At 47.9% G+C, this 18,796-nt stretch carries 18 protein-coding genes and 1 riboswitch; of the genes, 13 read left to right on the plus strand and 5 right to left on the minus strand.

From position 1 onward, the window contains the following. Positions 1–134: 134 nt before the first annotated feature. The gene (locus ASG81_RS11695) at positions 135–611 is read right to left on the minus strand and encodes a hypothetical protein (protein ID WP_056633779.1); all 477 of its coding nucleotides are present in this window, start codon (positions 609–611) and stop codon (positions 135–137) included. 161 nt (positions 612–772) lie between these two features. On the opposite strand from ASG81_RS11695, the gene ASG81_RS11700 reads away from it, so the two are divergent. Beyond that, positions 773–1,078, plus strand: coding sequence for a YunC family protein (locus ASG81_RS11700; RefSeq protein WP_056633782.1), 306 nt, complete (start codon positions 773–775; stop codon positions 1,076–1,078). A 78-nt stretch (positions 1,079–1,156) separates the two neighbouring features. Here ASG81_RS11700 and mtnA read toward each other — a convergent pair whose 3' ends face one another. Beyond that, the gene (gene mtnA, locus ASG81_RS11705) at positions 1,157–2,209 is read right to left on the minus strand and encodes an S-methyl-5-thioribose-1-phosphate isomerase (RefSeq protein ID WP_235548834.1); all 1,053 of its coding nucleotides are present in this window, start codon (positions 2,207–2,209) and stop codon (positions 1,157–1,159) included. Positions 2,210–2,233: 24 nt separating this feature from the next. Continuing rightward, positions 2,234–3,445 carry an S-methyl-5-thioribose kinase gene (gene mtnK / locus ASG81_RS11710; protein WP_056633788.1) on the minus strand — a complete coding sequence of 404 codons (1,212 nt, stop codon included), beginning with the start codon at positions 3,443–3,445 and terminating at the stop codon, positions 2,234–2,236. A 142-nt stretch (positions 3,446–3,587) separates the two neighbouring features. On the opposite strand from mtnK, the gene ASG81_RS11715 reads away from it, so the two are divergent. The 6 genes from ASG81_RS11715 (at position 3,588) to sufB (ending at position 9,621) form a co-directional block, all read left to right on the plus strand. Beyond that, positions 3,588–4,169, plus strand: a complete 582-nt coding sequence (locus tag ASG81_RS11715) for a DUF1802 family protein (RefSeq protein ID WP_056633792.1) — start codon at positions 3,588–3,590, stop codon at positions 4,167–4,169. A gap of 276 nt (positions 4,170–4,445) precedes the next feature. Then, on the plus strand, positions 4,446–5,225 hold the full coding sequence (sufC, locus tag ASG81_RS11720) for a Fe-S cluster assembly ATPase SufC (RefSeq protein ID WP_056633795.1): 780 nt from the start codon (positions 4,446–4,448) through the stop codon (positions 5,223–5,225). Between the two features lie 21 nt (positions 5,226–5,246). Then, positions 5,247–6,554, plus strand: coding sequence for a Fe-S cluster assembly protein SufD (gene sufD / locus ASG81_RS11725; RefSeq protein WP_056633798.1), 1,308 nt, complete (start codon positions 5,247–5,249; stop codon positions 6,552–6,554). Next, a complete protein-coding gene (locus tag ASG81_RS11730; protein ID WP_056633801.1) occupies positions 6,551–7,777 on the plus strand; it encodes a cysteine desulfurase in 1,227 nt (408 codons plus the stop codon). The genes sufD and ASG81_RS11730 overlap by 4 nt, the downstream gene beginning before the upstream one ends. Next, complete coding sequence (gene sufU / locus ASG81_RS11735) at positions 7,764–8,195, plus strand: Fe-S cluster assembly sulfur transfer protein SufU (RefSeq protein ID WP_056633804.1); 432 nt, start codon at positions 7,764–7,766, stop codon at positions 8,193–8,195. The genes ASG81_RS11730 and sufU overlap by 14 nt, the downstream gene beginning before the upstream one ends. A gap of 28 nt (positions 8,196–8,223) precedes the next feature. Next, the gene (sufB, locus tag ASG81_RS11740; RefSeq protein WP_056633807.1) at positions 8,224–9,621 is read left to right on the plus strand and encodes a Fe-S cluster assembly protein SufB; all 1,398 of its coding nucleotides are present in this window, start codon (positions 8,224–8,226) and stop codon (positions 9,619–9,621) included. Between the two features lie 133 nt (positions 9,622–9,754). On the opposite strand, the gene ASG81_RS11745 is transcribed toward sufB, so the two are convergent. Both ASG81_RS11745 and ASG81_RS33680 read right to left on the minus strand, forming a co-directional pair. Beyond that, entirely contained in the window at positions 9,755–10,663 is a 909-nt protein-coding gene (locus ASG81_RS11745) for an HD-GYP domain-containing protein (RefSeq protein WP_056633810.1), read from the minus strand. A gap of 378 nt (positions 10,664–11,041) precedes the next feature. Then, positions 11,042–11,776, minus strand: a complete 735-nt coding sequence (locus tag ASG81_RS33680) for a molybdenum cofactor biosynthesis protein (protein WP_056633815.1) — start codon at positions 11,774–11,776, stop codon at positions 11,042–11,044. A 101-nt stretch (positions 11,777–11,877) separates the two neighbouring features. Here ASG81_RS33680 and moaA point away from each other — a divergent pair, with 101 nt between their 5' ends. From moaA to ytvI, 6 genes are all read left to right on the plus strand, one after another. Then, complete coding sequence (moaA, locus tag ASG81_RS11755) at positions 11,878–12,879, plus strand: GTP 3',8-cyclase MoaA (RefSeq protein WP_056633818.1); 1,002 nt, start codon at positions 11,878–11,880, stop codon at positions 12,877–12,879. A gap of 9 nt (positions 12,880–12,888) precedes the next feature. Then, positions 12,889–13,356 carry a hypothetical protein gene (locus tag ASG81_RS11760; protein ID WP_056633820.1) on the plus strand — a complete coding sequence of 156 codons (468 nt, stop codon included), beginning with the start codon at positions 12,889–12,891 and terminating at the stop codon, positions 13,354–13,356. A gap of 42 nt (positions 13,357–13,398) precedes the next feature. Next, positions 13,399–14,847, plus strand: a complete 1,449-nt coding sequence (locus ASG81_RS11765; RefSeq protein ID WP_200961482.1) for a bifunctional metallophosphatase/5'-nucleotidase — start codon at positions 13,399–13,401, stop codon at positions 14,845–14,847. Positions 14,848–14,994: 147 nt separating this feature from the next. Further along, positions 14,995–16,113 carry an HD-GYP domain-containing protein gene (locus tag ASG81_RS11770; protein WP_056633824.1) on the plus strand — a complete coding sequence of 373 codons (1,119 nt, stop codon included), beginning with the start codon at positions 14,995–14,997 and terminating at the stop codon, positions 16,111–16,113. A gap of 135 nt (positions 16,114–16,248) precedes the next feature. Beyond that, positions 16,249–17,388: a radical SAM/CxCxxxxC motif protein YfkAB gene (yfkAB, locus tag ASG81_RS11775; RefSeq protein ID WP_056633827.1), complete on the plus strand. Its 1,140-nt coding sequence runs from the start codon at positions 16,249–16,251 to the stop codon at positions 17,386–17,388. Positions 17,389–17,463: 75 nt separating this feature from the next. Beyond that, complete coding sequence (gene ytvI / locus ASG81_RS11780; protein WP_056633830.1) at positions 17,464–18,495, plus strand: sporulation integral membrane protein YtvI; 1,032 nt, start codon at positions 17,464–17,466, stop codon at positions 18,493–18,495. Between the two features lie 192 nt (positions 18,496–18,687). Next, a riboswitch (TPP riboswitch) is annotated at positions 18,688–18,792 on the plus strand. Positions 18,793–18,796: the final 4 nt, after the last annotated feature.

Raw genomic sequence — 18,796 nt, forward strand, 5'->3', positions numbered from 1 at the left:
TCCTTGTTTTGCCATAAAAAATATCCCCTCCAAGTTCACTCTTTCCTTCATGATAACATGAGGTTTTTTTAGAGTGTCTACTTAAAGGGGATAATACCAAGACAGTCATTCGAACGGTTTTTTTTTCATCCTCATTAATAGGAGAAATCTTCAATTTCGTTTAACCGGAACGTATATACTTGCTTCTCGTCGACATGGTAAACCGTAATGAGGTTTTCGGTTTCATCCATATTAATGATTCTGCATGGTATGCTGAGCTTTATGCCTAGTCCTTTATTCACGATCAGCCGGATTAAGGTGTTGTTTTTCATGAGCGATCTTATATTTTCAAAGTAGCATAAAGACTCTAAGGACTCTTGTGCGGGCTTGTCAGCATTTGCAGTCTGGCTTGACTGTACGGGAACTGGATGAACGGATGATGCATTGTTTCTCCGGTCATCGATATGCTCTCCAAGCTGGATGCCGGACAATATACGAAAATCGACGAAATTAGATTTGTTTAAATTATGCAGTAATTGCTCCAGCGCAGCCGCATTGTTTTTCCCTTCAACAAGCACCTCAATATTGAAAACAAAAGATGATTGGTCTTGGGATGAGGGATGTTTTTTCATAGGACCTCCGCACTTGTAATATAGTACTAATATATCACTAAATCGGCCTTCCATGTAGTACTATAAATGCGCATTTAGCCAACACTGTAAATTTTTTTTTGCATATAATGATGTTACAGTGCAATGCCTCTTATTATTAAAACGAAGGGGGTGGATCCTATATGATGCGGATGGTTCCTTTTACACTTAAGAATGGGGAAACCGTTCTAGGCGTTGAAGTGAAGCTGCCCAAAACAACTTTGCTCGCGATTATGACGGACAAAGGATATATTATGTGCGGTGCGCTTGATGTTTCACTACTTAATAGCAGGCTTAAGGACCGGGAGATATTAGCTGGTCGCGCAGTCGGAGTAAGAACGTTGGAGGAGCTGATGGAAGCCCCTTTGGAGTCTGTCACATTAACAGCGGAAACAATGGGCGTTGTTGTAGGCATGAAGGGCTCGGACGCGCTCCAGTTAATGCTCTAAGAGAACGGAAAAAGGCCCTAATCCGCTTCGTGCTGCTGCTCAGCCGTGCTAAGCGGATTAGGGCCTTAAGTCAAACGATTACTCGAATAGCTTGCGCAGATTGACATCATAAGGAGCCTGCACAATGCCCTTCTCCGTGATGATCGCCGTTACATATTCATTAGGCGTAACGTCGAAGGCCGGATTGTATACTTTAATGCCTTGCGGTGCGGTACGCTTGCCGAAGCCTTCTGTAATCTCTTCCGCATTACGTTCTTCGATCGGAATTTCCGCGCCGGTAGGCGTGTTTAAATCGATCGTGGATAGCGGACAGGCTACATAAAACGGAATGCCGTGCGCTTTAGCCAAAACAGCTACGCTGTATGTGCCGATTTTGTTAGCGACATCGCCGTTTGCGGATACGCGGTCTGTACCGACGATAACCGCGTCGACCCAGCCTTTGGCCATGATCATGCCGGCCATATTATCGCAAATAAGCGTTACATCGACGCCTGCCTGCTGCAATTCGAATGCGGTCAGCCGAGCGCCTTGAAGGACAGGACGCGTTTCATCGGCATATACGCGCAGCGTAATTCCGCGCTCCAGAGCTAAATAGAACGGCGCGAGTGCCGTTCCGTATTTGGCAGTAGCTAAGCCGCCGGCATTACAATGCGTAAGGACGCCCATGTCATCCTTGAACAGCGACAAGGCATTCTCGCCGATCAGTCTGTTCGTTTCTTCGTCTTCACTTTGAATCGCGATCGCTTCCGCTAACAAAGCGGCCTTGCTCTCTTCAAGTGACAAGCCCTGCTGGATGTAGGAAGCCGCGGCTGCTTTCATGCGGTCGAGCGCCCAGAACAAGTTGACGGCAGTTGGCCTCGATGTAGCGAGATATTCCGCTTGTTTGCCAACTTGAGCGAGCCACTCTTCCGATGTTTGCTCGTCCCGGCTGCCGAGCACTACCCCGTAGGCAGCTGAAATCCCGATTGCCGGCGCTCCGCGGACTTTCAGATGGCGAATCGCTTCCCACACATCTTCTGCCGTCGTTAAAGGCAAGTATAAGATTTCCTCGGGCAAAAGCCGTTGGTCGAGCAGATCAAGCCTGCCTTCGGTCCAAATAACCGATTGTAAGCCAGCATAATTCGTTGTCATGATGTCATTCCTTTCTGTCATCCATCATTTACTTGCTGCCGATAATGCAGTATCGATAACTTCCTCGATGGAATGCGCCTTGCGGTTATTGCGAATAAGCGATGTTCCAATGGCGAGCGCTAAGCGCTGAGCTCTTTCGCGAGCGGCTGCATCCGGAATGCGGTCTATGTCAACGACATGCGACAAACCGACGATGCGGCGGACGATTTTGCAGCCTGCAAAACCGATAGCATCCTGCAGCAAGCGATTCATGTAATAATCCTGATAACCCGGCGTTGAAGTAGCTATGCGGTCTATCCCATGCTCATTCCACAAAGCACGGAATTTCTGATCGAACAAATTCCACACATCGCGCACAGTATCCGTTAAATAACGGCGGAAGTCGCTGCGCTTGTCCGCATCCGGCGTCCAGTGCTCTTGGCCGGCAAAGTTAAGGAGCAGATTCGCGATAACGGCTCCGATATCGAAGCCGATTGGCCCGTAATAAGCAAACTCAGGATCGATGACCTTAGTGGATTCAGGCGTTACAAAGACACTGCCTGTATGAAGATCTCCATGAAGCAAAGCTTGTGTATTCGTCAAAAATTTGTCGCGCAGTATCGCCACTTCTAGATGAAGCTCGTTATCCTTCCATAGCTTTTCGGCAGCGTCACGAATGGCCGGATCAAAGCTGTTGTTTGGAGAGTTCGTATAAGGATCGTCAAAAATAAGATCTTCTGTTATTTTGCACAGCTCGGGATTAATAAAAGCTTTTACGCGAAGCTTTTTATTTTGCTGATTCATTCCGAGATCGGAGGTAAAAAATAAGGTGCGGGCCATAAATGTTGAAATGTCGTCCGCAAATTTAGGATAGCGCGTACCGCCGATCAGTCCTTGCCGCATGATGATGTGATCGCTGAGATCTTCCATTACGGTCAGATAAAGGTCCGGATCAAACTTATAAACGGCCGGAACGAGTCCAGGAGCCAGCTCGCTCTCCAATATAAGCTTTTCGCTCTCGATCCGCGCACGGTCGAGCGTAAGCGGCCAAGACTCGCCTACAACTTTAGCATAAGGTAATGCTTGCTTCATAATCAGGCTCTTGCCGCTTGCAGAGTCCGTGATATGGAAAACCAAGTTTAAGTTGCCGTCGCCAATTTCACGGCTGCTCAGCACGGCTCCCTCCGGGAAAAACCCGTCAAGCGAATGGGCTATTTGAATGGCTTCTTGTTCAGTTAAAGGATGATATGCAGACATGGCTGTCCACCTCCGGTTATTAGTATCGGGCAGCAATGCCCAGTATTCATCTCAACATAGTATAATGTATATTATTTCGCCTTGGAATACCCTCATTTGATATAATGTTATCAATTATAGACTAAATGGATGGAGGAACATAATGACTAAAGAAAATGAACAGCAGCCAATCGCTTTGAAAGAGTGGGCCGTCAGCGTAAAAGCACTCGCGGAGGGACAGCAGATTATCATTATGCGCAAAGGCGGAATAATTGAAGAAACACGTGATTTTCATCTTATAAGCCCAACCTTTTATTTAATGCCCGCTTTTGAGCATCAGAAAAAGCATCTTTTAAAAGAGCAGTATGAAGGTGCACTGGATGAGACGCTTGTTGATTGGTCGCCGAATATGGAGACGATTAAGCTTGAAGCATACGCTGAGGTTGTCGAAGATATTGAAGTCACCAGCCAGGAAACGCTAGACCGTCTGCGTGAATTGCATATATGGACAGATACGTTTGCCGAGGAAAGATTGAACTGGAAGCGGACGAAGCCGCTGCATGTACTGGTACTTCGAGTATTCCGTTTATCGGCTCCGATAGAAATACCTATGCGTGCCGCTTATAACGGTTGCAAATCTTGGGTAAGACTGGAAGATGAGTTTGCCGTTCCCGAAATGGCTTCTGTGCTCGAAGAGGGGAAATTTCAAATTGAAGTTCAGAAAATTAAACAGGCTTTGGCATAGCTGAAAATTGTAAGATCAAACAGTTTAGGCAAGCCTAAAGCAGTAAAATCTCATTTTCGCAGTGAAAAATTAAGAAGTGCAGGAAGCTCAGATTTACGCATTCTTATACTCAAAAAAAAGATAAATTCAGCGGAACAGAGACATCTCGCATTGATTTATAACAAAAACTATATTAAAATGATTATTGAGAATCATTGAGAATCACTCTATAATAGGAAGCTAATCTTTATAGTTGTGATGAACGAATTAAACCAACCTTGGAGGGATCAGCATATTATGGCAACGCATTTTGTCATCGATGGCCTGAAAGCGGCAATCGAGGGAAAAGAAATTTTAAAAGGAATTAACCTTGAAATTAAAGGTGGAGAAATTCACGCGATCATGGGCCCGAACGGTACCGGTAAATCCACACTGGCATCCGCTTTGATGGGACATCCTAAATATGAAGTAACAGAAGGTACAGCAGTACTCGACGGCGCGGACATTCTTGAAATGGGCGTTGACGAGCGCGCGCTTGCCGGATTGTTCCTGGCAATGCAGTACCCAAGCGAGATTCCAGGCGTAACAAACTCAGACTTCTTGCGCAGTGCGCTTAACGCCCGCCGCGGCGAAGGCAACGAAATTTCCCTAATCAAGTTTATCCGCCAAATGGAGAGCAAGATGAAGGATCTTGAAATGAATCCTGAGTTTGCACATCGTTATTTGAATGAAGGCTTCTCCGGCGGCGAGAAAAAACGCAATGAAATTTTGCAGATGATGCTGCTTGATCCAAAAATCGTTGTTTTGGACGAAATCGATTCGGGACTCGACATCGATGCGCTCCGCATCGTATCGCAAGGCGTAAACGCTATGCGTTCGGAAGACCGCGGATTCCTTATTATCACTCACTATCAACGTTTGCTTAACTACATTACTCCGGATTACGTACACGTTATGATGCAAGGCCGCATCGTTAAATCCGGCGGTCCTGAGCTTGCACAGCGTTTGGAAAACGAAGGTTATGATTGGGTAAAAGAAGAACTTGGCATCGTAGACGAAACGGTCGGCCAGGCTTAAGCGGAGAAGGGGGCATAACGGATGAGTACACAACTATCGACGCAGGCCAACCGTCAAGCTGCTGAAGCGCTGGCACGCAGCAAGGGCGAACCGAATTGGCTCGTTGAGCTGCGCGGCGAAGCGGCTGAGCTTGCCGGAACACTCGGCTGGCCAAAGCCAGAGAAGGTTCGTATTGAACGGTGGAATCTGACTGCAGTAGGCAGCTATGAGCAGCCGACAACGGTTGGAGCAATCGGCGATCTGCCGGTGGTCGTTCGCGAATTGGTTACAGAAGGTACGGAGAATTTGCTTGTACAACGTAATTCCGGCACGATTTGGAATCAGTTTTCAAGCGAATATGCAAGTAAAGGCGTTATTTTCACAGATTTGGAGACAGCTTGTAAGGAGCATGGCGAGCTTGTCCAGAACTATTTGTTCAAAGCGGTAGCGAAGGACGAAGACAAGCTGACGGCCCTTCATGCAGCAATCTGGAACGGCGGAGTTTTCATCTACGTTCCAAAAAATGTTGAAGTAGAGCTTCCGCTGCAAGCTATTTTCTACAATGATGATGCAGAAGCATCGTTTGCTCCGCATATCCTTATCGTTGCAGACAATAATAGTCGTGTGACATATGTAGATTGCGTTGTATCCGAACCGGGCGCGGGCAATGGTCCGTTCGTACATCCATCCATCGTTGAAGTATTCGTGAAGCCGGGCGCTCACGTTCGTTTCAGCTCTATACATCATATGGGCGAGACGGGCGTCGATATGTCGATCCGTCGTTCAATTATTGAAAATGACGGTCAAATGGAATGGATTATCGGCGATCTGAATGACGGAAATACGTTGTCTGACACGAAATCGATTCTGAAGGGATCGGGCTCCACATCGGATGCGAAAGTTATCAGCGTAGGCAAAAACGCACAGCAAAACAGCTTGACAACACAGGCTGTGCATTTTGGCAAAAGCTCGGACAGCAATATGGTAACCCGTGCCGTAATGAAGGATTCCGCTTCGGCGATTATTAACGGTATTACAAAAATCGAGCATGGCGCAACGAAAGCGAACGGCGTACAAACCGAAAAGGTGCTCATGCTGAGCCCTAAGGCACGCGGCGACGCCAATCCGATTTTGCTTATAGATGAAGACGATGTAACTGCCGGTCATGCGGCAAGCGTAGGGCAAGTTAACCCGGAGCAGGTCTACTACCTGATGTCTCGCGGTATATCTAAGCAAAACGCTGAACGATTAATTATTTACGGCTTTTTGGCTCCGGTCGTTTCGGAAATTCCGGTCGAGGCGGTACGCGGGCAGCTTCAGCGTTTGCTCGAAAGGAAGCTAGAGGGATGAACATAAATGCGATACGGGAGCAGTTCCCGATATTGCATCAAGAAATAAATGGGCACCCGCTCGTTTATCTGGACAGCGCGGCATCTTCGCAGAAGCCGCGCTCCGTCATTGATGCGGTTAATCGGTACTATGAGCTGGATAACGCGAACGTTCATCGCGGTGTGCATACACTTGGTTCCAGGGCGACTGATGCCTATGAGGGAGCGCGCGAGAAAGTAGCGAAATTGCTAAATGCGGGAGCGCCTGAGCAAATTATATTTACGCGCGGTACAACGACTGCGCTCAATCTGGTTGCATCAAGCTATGCACGCTCGAATTGCGGAGAAGGCGACGAGATCGTCATCACGCCAATGGAGCATCACAGTAATTTGATCCCTTGGCAGCAAGCGGCAAAAGTGACTGGCGCAACCTTGAAATATATCCCGATGCAGCCTGACGGCACGATTTCTCTTGAAGATATTGAGAAGACGATTACGCCGCAAACGAAGGTGGTTTCTGTCACCTATGTCTCAAACGTTCTCGGTCTCATTAATCCGATCAAAGAAATTACGCAAATTGCTCACCGCAACGGCGCAATCATGGTTGTTGATGGCGCGCAAAGCACGCCGCATATGAAAATCGATCTGCAGGATTTGGACGTAGATTTTTATGCTTTTTCAGGTCATAAAATGTGTGGTCCTACAGGTATCGGCGCATTATACGGCAAGAAATCTCTGCTTAACAAGATGGAGCCGATCGAGTATGGCGGCGAGATGATCGATTTTGTTGATCTTTATGAGTCCACGTGGAAAGAGATTCCTTATCGCTTCGAGGGCGGCACTCCTATTATTGCGGGCGCTGTTGGACTTGGGGCGGCGATCGACTTTTTGCAAGAAATCGGACTCGATGAAATTGATCGGCATGAGAGACAATTGGCAGCCTATGCTTACGAGAAGCTGTCGTCGCTTGATGGCATTACCTTGTACGGTCCAAAGCAAAATCGTGTTGGTCTCGTAACCTTTAATTTGGAGGACGTTCATCCGCATGATGTAGCAACCGTCCTTGATTCCAAAGGCATCGCGATCCGGGCAGGCCATCATTGCTGCCAGCCGCTTATGAGATGGCTGAATGTATCGGCAACGGCAAGAGCAAGCTTTTATTTGTATAATACTGAAGATGACATTGACCGCTTAGCCGATGCGTTACTACAAACAAAGGAGTTCTTCGGTCATGCAATTGGATGATTTATATCGCAGAGTCATTATGGATCATTATAAAAACCCGCGGAATCGCGGCACCATGAATGAAGAGTCGGTGACGATTAATCTTAATAATCCGACCTGTGGCGACCGTATTTCACTTCAGCTTCAAGTTGTTGAGGGCAAAGTTGCCGATGCGAAGTTCAGTGGTGAAGGCTGTTCAATCAGCATGAGCTCTGCATCGATGATGACAGAGGCGGTAAAAGGAAAAACATTTGATGAGGCGCTGGCTATGGCTGAGAAATTTTCAGCTTTAATGAAAGGCGAACCGGTTGAATTTGACGAATATGAGGAACTGGATGCACTTTCGGGCGTGAACAAATTTCCTGCAAGAATTAAGTGTGCGACTCTAGCGTGGAACGCCTTGCGCAAAGGGATCGAGCAGCAGCAAGAATCACATTAAACTAGATTTATGAGGAGCGTGAATGACCATGGCTAAATCAATGCCGGAAATGGAAGATTATAAGTATGGTTTCCGTGACGAGCACAAAGCCGTATTCCAATCAGGTAAAGGCTTAACGGAGGAAATCGTGCGTACGATTTCGGAAATTAAAAACGAGCCGCAGTGGATGCTGGATTTCCGCTTGAAGTCGCTTGAGCAGTTTTTCAAAATGCCGATGCCTAAATGGGGCGGCAATATGGATGAGCTTGATTTTGATGACATCCAATATTATGTGCGTGCGTCCGACAAGCAAGGTAAAACGTGGGAAGAGGTTCCTTCGGAAATTAAAGAAACATTCGACAAGCTCGGTATTCCAGAGGCTGAGCAAAAGTTTCTTGCCGGTGTATCGGCTCAATACGAGTCCGAGGTCGTTTACCACAGCATGCAGGAAGACTTGGAAAAGCAAGGCGTTATCTTCACGGATACGGATACAGCGCTTCGCGAGTACCCTGAGCTTATGAAAGAGTATTTCGGTACGATTATCCCTCCGAATGACAATAAATTTGCAGCTTTGAACAGTGCGGTATGGTCTGGCGGAAGCTTCATCTATGTGCCTAAGGGCGTAAAATGCGAAGTTCCGTTGCAAGCTTATTTCCGTATCAACTCCGAGAACATGGGTCAATTCGAGCGTACGCTTATCATCGCTGACGAAGACAGCTCCGTTCACTATGTTGAAGGTTGTACTGCACCGGTATACAGCACGAACTCGCTGCACAGCGCGGTAGTTGAGATTTTGGCTAAGAAAAATGCGCGCGTTCGTTATACGACGATTCAAAACTGGGCACCGAACATTTACAACCTCGTTACAAAACGTGCGGTTGCGGATGAGAACGCAACGATGGAGTGGGTAGACGGCAACATCGGCTCCAAGCTGACGATGAAGTACCCTGCAGTCGTATTGCGCGGTCGCGGCGCGAAAGGTATGGTATTGTCGATCGCCGTTGCCGGCAAAGGCCAGCATCAGGATGCAGGCGCGAAAATGACACATCTAGCCCCTGACACTAGCTCGACGATCATTTCGAAGTCGATCAGTAAACACGGCGGTAAAGTAACGTACCGCGGACTTACATCCTTCGGACGTAACTCTGATGGCGCGAAATCGAACGTTAAATGTGATACGCTCATCCTCGATAATGAATCGACTTCGGATACGATTCCTTACAACGAGATTTTAAATGACAACATCACGCTTGAGCATGAAGCAACGGTATCCAAGGTTTCCGAGGATCAGTTGTTCTACCTGATGAGCCGTGGTCTTAGCGAAGCGGAAGCAACGCAAATGATCGTAATGGGCTTTATCGAGCCGTTCACGAAAGAGCTGCCAATGGAATACGCGGTAGAGATGAACCGTTTGATCAAGTTCGAGATGGAAGGCTCTATCGGTTAATACAAACAGCAGCAAGGCCTGGTATGCAGTGAGTAGTATCACTGCATGCGAGGCCTTTTTTTTCACAGGCAGATCAGCAAAAAAAACCTCGGCAGCGATCAAGGATCGGTACGAAGGGTCAGGTAGGAGCTGCTTATAGATAAACATGGCGGATTTCGTAATCGCGCTCATTGGACATATCGATAAATTGGGCGTCAATTTGGATCAGCGGACGGAAAAATTCGGTTGGATGCGTCATAATAATAATTCCGGTCTCGCCGCTTAAGAGCTCAACCCGTTTGCCAATGAAATTAGGGATCATATGCTTGATAAACGTCTGAGTCGTGAAAGGATCGAGCTCCTTGAAGCTTAGACGGTATAATTCCTTCAGTACGAATAGCAAGTCGCGTTTCTGCTGATAAACCCGCTCTGAGATCATCGCGCTGTATATGTCCACTACAGATATGATTTTGGCTATGGGATGGATTTCATCGTCGGTGAGTTTGCCGGGTTTATTTAAGACATTAGCTTGGATGCGGCATTTTCCGATATCATGGAGAAAACCGGCTTTGCCAATATGTACGGCTTCTTCATTAGAATAACCGACCCAGGTGGCGAGATAATAGGAGAGCATGCCTACCTGTACGGAATGCTGATAGGTGTAGTCGTCATTTGTGTTGAGCAAAAGGAGCATCGATACGACATCACGTTCCATTTGAAGATTGTTCAACAAAGGCTGAATCATGGAAGTTACTTCTTCCTCGTCCACTTCGCCTTGAAGAGCTTTGGTAAACAAACCCTCGATGTTTTTGACAGCGTTTTTGTATACGGGCTGCACGGTAGGGAGCCATTTTGGATTTACCGTAGATTCAAGCGTTCGGGCTTTAGTTTCTTCGTTAACACGTTCGTCGATATCAATATAATCAATTCGATGCTGAAATAATCTTGATATTTCTTGGCTGTAGACGATTGTTCCTTTGGAGAGTACATGAAGTCCGAAATCGTTAAATGTATCATGGCTTAATCGGTCTCCGTTGATTAAATCTGAAACATGAACCCTCATCAAGACACCTCAATTGATTGTAGTCACTAGTATACCTACAATAGTAGCAATGAATGATTGGATTGGCAATAAGAGGGCATTGGAAAAGAGGCTATTTACCTAACATTTCAATATATATCGACCTATTTTTGTGAATTGATCCGTACCTTGAACGATAGCGCGACCATCGCTGAATAGGACAAAGGTCAAGCCAAGCGAAACGGGAAGCTAGGCATCATTACATCGGTCGGCCTGTAACGGTGCACGATGCAGCGCCTTCCAGCTGCCGGAGAGCAGCTTGATTGCCGCTGCCCGTTCTCCCTAGTCGGTGCGAAACGGATTTGTCCAACACTGCGAGCTGGGCTAGATAGATGTAAGGCTGACTGCCGGAAATCAGTTTTAAAAATCGGTTAACTGCACGGTTGGGTTCCACGGTCCAAGCTGATGCCCTTTCCACTCTGAGCCGTCCTCCCAAATTTCTTTCTTCCATATGGGTACGATTTGTTTAAGCCGTTCTATGGCGTATCTGCTTGCCTCGTAGCAGCGGTCACGGTGCGGCGAGGATACCGCTATAACGACACTTGTCTCGGCAAGACCTACTACGCCAATCCGGTGACTGATGGCACATAAGGCGCCTTGCCAGCGCTCGGCGATTTCATCTCCAATTTGCCGCATCGTCGCAACGGCCATCGGCGCATAGGCTTCATATTCCAGCCTCACCGTACGCTGTCCATGTGTCCATTCGCGCGTTGTCCCGACGAAAGCGATCGCGGCCCCGTTCTCTGGTACGATTACCTTTGCAAGCACATCATCTGAACAAATGACATCGGAAGTAACGATATAGCGCTCCACAGGTTCTTTGACTGGCTGAGCCTGCTCCTCTCCGCCTGATACAGGAGGAAGCAGAGCAAGCTCATCTGAAGCGTGCAAAATCGCATCATCGGCCGCATAAGCATGATTGCGTGCGATGAATGAAATTTGAATTAACGATTGATGCTCCGGATATTCGGCTGAGATGGCTGCTTTTAGCTCGGCAACGCTCATTTGCTCGATATCGGCTTGCAGGTTTATGGAAGAAGCACCCAGACGTTCAGGCAGTCCGGCAAATAGTTTAATAGACCAATTACATGTCATGGTATAAAACCTCTCATCATTTAGGCTTAAAGCTGTTTATAGAATATCATAATTCGCAAAAAAATGTTATGCTGATACATAGACAGAAGGGAGTGGGACTCATGCCGACGTTGATGGATCGTTTTGGTCGGGTACACGATTACTTGCGAATCTCAGTAACGGATCGTTGTAATTTACGATGCTTGTACTGCATGCCTGAAGAAGGAATGGAGTTCACAGAATCTGAAAATTTATTATCCTATGATCAAATCGTGGAGGTTGTTGAATCGGGTGCTGCGCTTGGCATTACGAAGCTGCGAATTACGGGCGGCGAGCCGCTGATTCGTCCAAACTTAGACGGTTTAATTAGCCGATTATCTGCCATTCCTGGCATTCGAGATATAGCTTTAACGACAAACGGTATTTTTCTGGCCAAGCAAGCCGAGGCACTTCGAGCAGCTGGATTGAACCGCGTTAACATCAGCTTGGATACGTTAGACTCCGCCAGATTCCGTTTTATCGCGCGGCGCGGTGAATTAAAACGGGTGATGGAAGGGATCGAGGCGGCTGCGGCCGTAGGGTTCGATCCGATTAAGCTGAATTGCGTGCTGCTGAAGGAAGTTAATGAAGACGAAATTGCCGCCTTTCTAAAACTGGCTTACGAGCAGCCGATGCATGTCAGGTTTATTGAGTATATGCCGATAGGCCATGCTGATGAAAATTGGAAAAAGCATTATTTACCGCTCACACGAGTATTAGAGGTGGCAGAGCAAGAGGGATACGAAATTAGCCGCGGTCCTAATATACACGGAAACGGCCCTTCCGACGACTGGCAAATGAAGGGTGGACGCGGTTCCTTCGGGCTTATTCACCCGATTAGTGACCACTTCTGCAGCAACTGCAACAGGTTGCGCTTAACGGCGGACGGCCAGATTAAGCCTTGCCTGTATTGGGTGGATGAATTGAATGTTAAGGATGCCTTCGGCCATCCGGAAGAAATGCAGCGCTTGCTGCTAAGAGCGATGGATATTAAGCCGGAAAATCATGAAATGGCGGCAAAGCTGGCGGATGGTGCGCAAACTCACGTGCCTACGGAACGGCGCATGTCGCAAATAGGGGGATAACGATTACCGATGCAAGAAATTAAGATAGAGCATTTTGAACTGGGCTTGTCCGTTACAAGCCCAGCCGAGATGGCTAAGCTAGCTGGAACTAGCTTCAAGGTAGAGGAGAGAGTGCCTGAGACGGCAGGAGAGGCATTTGATTGGCATAGCTGGTATTCGGCATGGCTTCAGCATGCCGGCAAGACAGAGGCGGCCATAACGCCCTCATACCTTATCGTAGAGGCAGCGGATACTTTCGAGGCCTCTATTCCATGGGAGCAGCTTGAGCAGGCAGCCGTATTGTACCAGCTTAATGGCGAGCCCTTATCTAAAACGGGGCCGATTCGCCTCTATGTGCCTAACGGGAGCAGCAAATGCTTAAACGTAAAGAGCATCGTCAAGCTGAAGATTGGGTACAATGCAGCTAGTGAGCAGGAAGAGGCGGCTTATGGGTTTAAGCATACATTTTCTGCTGATGATTTGCGTAAAAACAAATAGAGTGTTTATTCGGCGCTGAGATGAAGCAATGAGGAGGCGTGCATGAATTTGACGGACACCTTTCGTACACGAGTAGTGCTCCTTCATAGCAACGATATACATAGTCGTCTGGAGCATGCCGCTAAAATAGCTTCCTTCATCGCGGAGGAGCGGCGGACCTACGGCAGCGATCTTGTGCTTGCCGTAGACTGTGGCGATCATATGGATCGGATGCGGGTAGAAACGGAAGGCAGCGACGGAATCGTAAATGTAGAACTATTGAATGATGCAGGCTATGAGGTCATTACGCTTGGCAATAATGAAGGACTAACTTATTCCTTTCAAACGATAGCGGAAGCATACGTTAATCGCGCAAATTTCGCGGTTGTGTGCGCCAATATGCATGATTCCGCAACAGGGGAGCAGCCCGAGTGGATGCTCCCAAGCACTATTATTGATAAAAATGGACTGCGGATCGGGATCATCGGCGTTACGGCGGCCTTCTCGGAATTTTATTCGCTGCTTGGCTGGCAGGTTACGGATCCCTTTGAAGCGGTACAAGCGCAGGCAGCCCAGCTGCGAGATTATGTCGATGTATTGGTCGTCATGTCCCACCTCGGCCTGTCTTCGGATCGTCTGATGGCCGAAAAGCTGGAGGGTATCGATCTCATACTGGGGGCGCACACCCATCATTTGCTGGAGGAGCCGATTGTGATCGGCAGCACGACAATTTGCGCAGCCGGAAAATTCGGAGAGTACATCGGGCGTGTAGAGATCGGGATCGACCCGATATCTGCAAGCCCTGTGTTCCGTGCTGTTTGCGTCCATACGGCCGCCATGGCGGAGCATCCAGGGGCTGCCGCCATCATCGGCAGCTATCACGAGGCGGGACAGCGGCGTTTGAGCCGGATCATCGCCCGGCTCGCTGCGCCGCTGCCCGCCAGAGCCGAGCGGGAATCGCCGCTCGGCAACCTGCTGGCCGCTGGCCTTCGCCGCTGGACCGATGCGGAGATCGGCATCGTCAACACCGGTCAGCTGCTCGGCGGCCTCGCGCAGGGAGACGTGACAGCAGGCGAATTGCACGCCCTCTGTCCGTCGCCGATCAATCCGTGCCTGATGACCATTACCGGCAACGATATAAAGACAGCGCTGGAGCAAGCGCTGCTGCCCGAATTCATTCACAAGCCGATTAAGGGCTACGGCTTTCGCGGTGAAGTGCTCGGTACACTTGCAGTTGACGGCTTGTCCGTTACCTATGACGCAACAAGGCCGCCGATGAGCAGGCTCATCGCGGTATACGTAAACGGAGATCCGCTTGAAGACGAACGCCTTTATACGCTTGGCACGATCGATATGTTCAGCTTTAAAGCGGGTTATGAGTCGTTAGCGAACGCGGTTCAATTAAAGTTTTATTTGCCGGAATTTATTCGGGACGTCATCGCTGCTCAGCTCCAAAGCGCATCAGCTCTTATCGAATGCCGTCAATTGCGATGGCATAACGAGTCGATATAACGGAGAATATGTATTTTCTCGACAATTATTGTCGAAAAAATAGTATAAAATGGTTGTGATTTTCTCATTTTTCCCGTACATTAACATTACGAACGGTTTTTTCCGATGTAATTGTTAATACATCTTTTTATGGGAAGGATCGAGAAAATGCGTTTGTTGCCAATAGAGGGATGCAGGCCGGGTATGAAGCTGGCCAAGAAAATATTTTCTCAGGAGGGTCTCGTCCTTCTCGGTGAAAACATTGAGCTTACGGAACGTCTTATTTCCCGTTTGGAGCAGTGTGGGATTCAATATGTTTATATAGCAGATCCGAGAACTGACGATATAGTCCGGCCTTCCTTAATCAGCGAAGAAACGACGCAGGCCGCTCTCAAAGAAATCCGAACAAGTTTCCGCGGGATGATGGATCGCCCGAAGCGTAAGAAGGGAGTTACCTATCCCTATATCGCTCAACCATTTAAGCAAATGATGAATATGATTATAGATGATCTGTCCAATCACAAGGATGCGATGATCATGCTGATGGACATGAGCTCCGTCGATTATTATTTATACCAGCATTCCTTGAACGTCTGCGTCTATACGACGCTGCTCGGCATGTCGAACGGCTACTCGAGAGCGGAGCTGACGACGCTCGGCATGGGTGCGCTTCTGCATGACATCGGCAAAACACAAATTGCGATCGATGTGTTAAGGAAGCCCGGCTCTCTTACGAAAGAGGAATACGAGGCGATGAAGCAGCATGCCAGAATCGGCTATGAGCTGCTGAAGGATGAGCCTAACCTGCCGCTGCTGGTAGCTCACTGCGCATTCCAGCATCATGAGCGAATTGACGGAAGCGGCTATCCGCGCGGTATAAAGGGTAATGAGATTCATGATTATGCCAAGTGGATCGGTCTTGTGGATTCATACGACGCCATGACGACAAACCGTGTCTATAGCGCGCCAATACTGCCGCATCATGCGATTGAGCGGCTGTATGCGGGGACAGGAACGCTGTATGAGCAAAAGATGCTTCAGCTGTTCCGCGACAAGGTAGCTATTTATCCAATCGGGATATCGGTTAAGCTGCATACGGGAGAATCCGGTATCGTAGCCGATCTAAACCACTCCTATCCGCATAGGCCGATTATCCGCGTCTTGAATAATGAAGCGGGCGAGGAGCTTAAATCGCCGTATGAAATTGACCTGTCGAAGCACCTGACGACAATGATCGTTAACGTGAATGATGACTCTAATGAAGTACAGCATGCAGCGGGCATTTAACAAATGTTGAGCTTGGGAGCCGATAAGGCTCCTTTTTGCTCTTTTTTTTGTCGATTTAATTGCTTACTTCGCAGCCGCGCATTACAATAAATAAAGAATGTTTCATTCCAGATAATAAGTCAGGTGCTGAAAAAAATGAATACAATAGATTTGCGACAAACAAGTAGACCGTTATCCGCATTATCGAAGGCGAATGATCCGTGGGATCCGATTCGTTCGCTGCAGAAGTATGGAAGACATCGTCTGACAAGCGTGGAAATGACCGTTTCCAACCTGTGCAATATGCGGTGCGAGCATTGTGCTGTTGGGGACACACTCGTAATATCCGAACCTGCCAAGCTGCCGCTTAAGCAGATGCTGGACCGACTGGAAGAAGTGGAGCATCTCGAGACGATCAGCATAACAGGGGGGGAGCCTTCCTTCTCCGACCGAACGGTGCGCGACTATATGGTACCGCTGCTTCAATACGCCCGCAGCCGGGGCATTCGCTCTCAAATTAATTCGAACGTAACACTCCCTTATAGCCGTTATGAGCAACTAGCACCATATCTCGATGTAATGCATATTTCGTTTAACTATACGTCGCCGGAAGATTTTCACCAAATCGGATTTGCAAAAGCAGGACATCATGTATCTCTTGAAGCGGCGACAAGGCTTTACGAGAGAATGATCGAGAATGCTCGTCGCTTAAGCGAGACTGGCGTACTCGTTTCTGCGGAATCCATGATCAATTACAGAACGCATAACAAGATCGATGAGATTCATAAGCTGATCGTTGAAATGGGCTGTCAGCGGCATGAGGTGCACCCGATGTATCCAAGCTCCTTTGCGAAGGATTTGCCGGTGCTCTCGCGGGAGCAAATGCTGGAGGCTATCAAGCGTTTGCTGCAGGCAAGAGACCAATCGGTATGGATGCTGTTCGGAACATTGCCCTTCTATCAATGCAGCGACAATCTATCCGAGCGTATGCTGCTAAGAAGATTAGCGAATGAGCCGAATGTGTCGGTTCGCAATGATCCTGACGGCCGCAACCGGTTAAACGTTAATTTGTTTACAGGTGACGTTTTTGTAACGGATTTTTCGGACGTACCGGCTTTCGGCAACATCAGTTCGTCAAAGCTGGAGGATTTGTTTGAAAAATGGCTGGACCACTCTCTCTCGCAAAGCGTGAATTGCCATTGCCCGGCCGCGGCATGCTGCGGCCCGAATCTGCTGGTAAAAGATATGTATTACAAGGATGTCAATTTCCATGAACGAAACGCGGTGATTGATTAGCGGGCAGGCAAGGGTTTGTTCAGGCTTAATAGCGGATTAAGGCGCATATAAAATATTAGAGAGGAGGAGAAGCTGTTGTCTATCAAGACTATTATCTTTATCGCATTAGGATTACTGCTGCTCTACTTGTTTTTTACTGTCGGGGCTCCATTCCTGCTTGCGCTTGTTGTAGCTATTTCTTTAGAGCCGCTTAACCAGCTTTTCATGAAGAAGTTCCAAATGAACCGGCTATTGGCGGCCACCATATCAAGCAGCATCTTCACAATTATTCTTATTGGCTTAATCGCCTTGCTTGGCGTCAAGGTTGTAGCCGAGCTGATCGCCTTCTTCAAAAAAGTGCCGAATTACTTCGAAAATGCCAATAACCTGGTTGACGATTTTATGATTCAGGTGCAATCGTTATATCAAAACTTCCCGCCCGATGCGATTCAAACGCTGGAAAATTGGTTAATGGGACTGACGAGCGCGCTGACTAAAATGGTGGGCACCTTATCGAACACGGTCATTGCTTTAGCCTCAAGCATTCCAGGGATGTTCATCTTCTTTATCGTCTTTTTGGTGGCGGTCTACATGATGAGCTTTAGCCTGAATACGATGAAGGCTACCGTATTGTCATTGTTTGAGGAGAAGTCGCAGCCGCAGGTAAATGATTTACTGAACAATCTCAAGAAATCGATTTTCGGCTTCTTGCGTTCGCAATTCATTTTGAGTGCTCTTACATATATCATTTCGTTAATAGGCCTACTGGTGCTTAACGTGAAATATCCGCTGGCGATCGCGCTGCTAATTATCATCGTTGACATTATGCCGATTCTTGGAACAGGCTCGGTGCTTGTCCCGTGGGGAAGCTATTTGATGCTTACGGGTAACTTATATATGGGCGTTGGCCTTATCGTGCTGTTTCTCGTCATTACCGTATTCCGTCGCATCGTTGAGCCGAAAATTCTCGGCGATTCCGTTGGTATCGGCTCATTGTCAGCACTCATAAGCTTGTATGTAGGCTTCAAGCTGGTTGGCGTAATTGGTGTATTCATCGGGCCGCTGGTCGTTATTATCTATATGGCGGCACGTAAGGCCGGATTATTCCAGATGAAATTCAAGCTGTAAGCAAGTTTGCTCCATTGCTGAAACCTTACGCAGAACCTCGTATTTTTGGAATATTGACGTTGAGAATCGCCCGCAATTTGTGCTAGCGGTGAAGCGAATGAACCCAAGCAGGCTTTTAGCGGGCTCTATTTTTCCGGCCGATGGAAATAAGGGGTTGACACCCTTCATCTCTAAACGTTATAGTCAAACAAGGAAATCCACTAGGGGCGCCGTCACGGCTGAGATTAAGCGATTCGCTTTGGTCCCTTTGAACCTGATCTGGGTTATGCCAGCGTAGGAAAGTGGGATTGTGCGTTTATGC

The organism is Paenibacillus sp. Soil522, assembly GCF_001428245.1.
Classification (GTDB): domain Bacteria; phylum Bacillota; class Bacilli; order Paenibacillales; family Paenibacillaceae; genus Pristimantibacillus.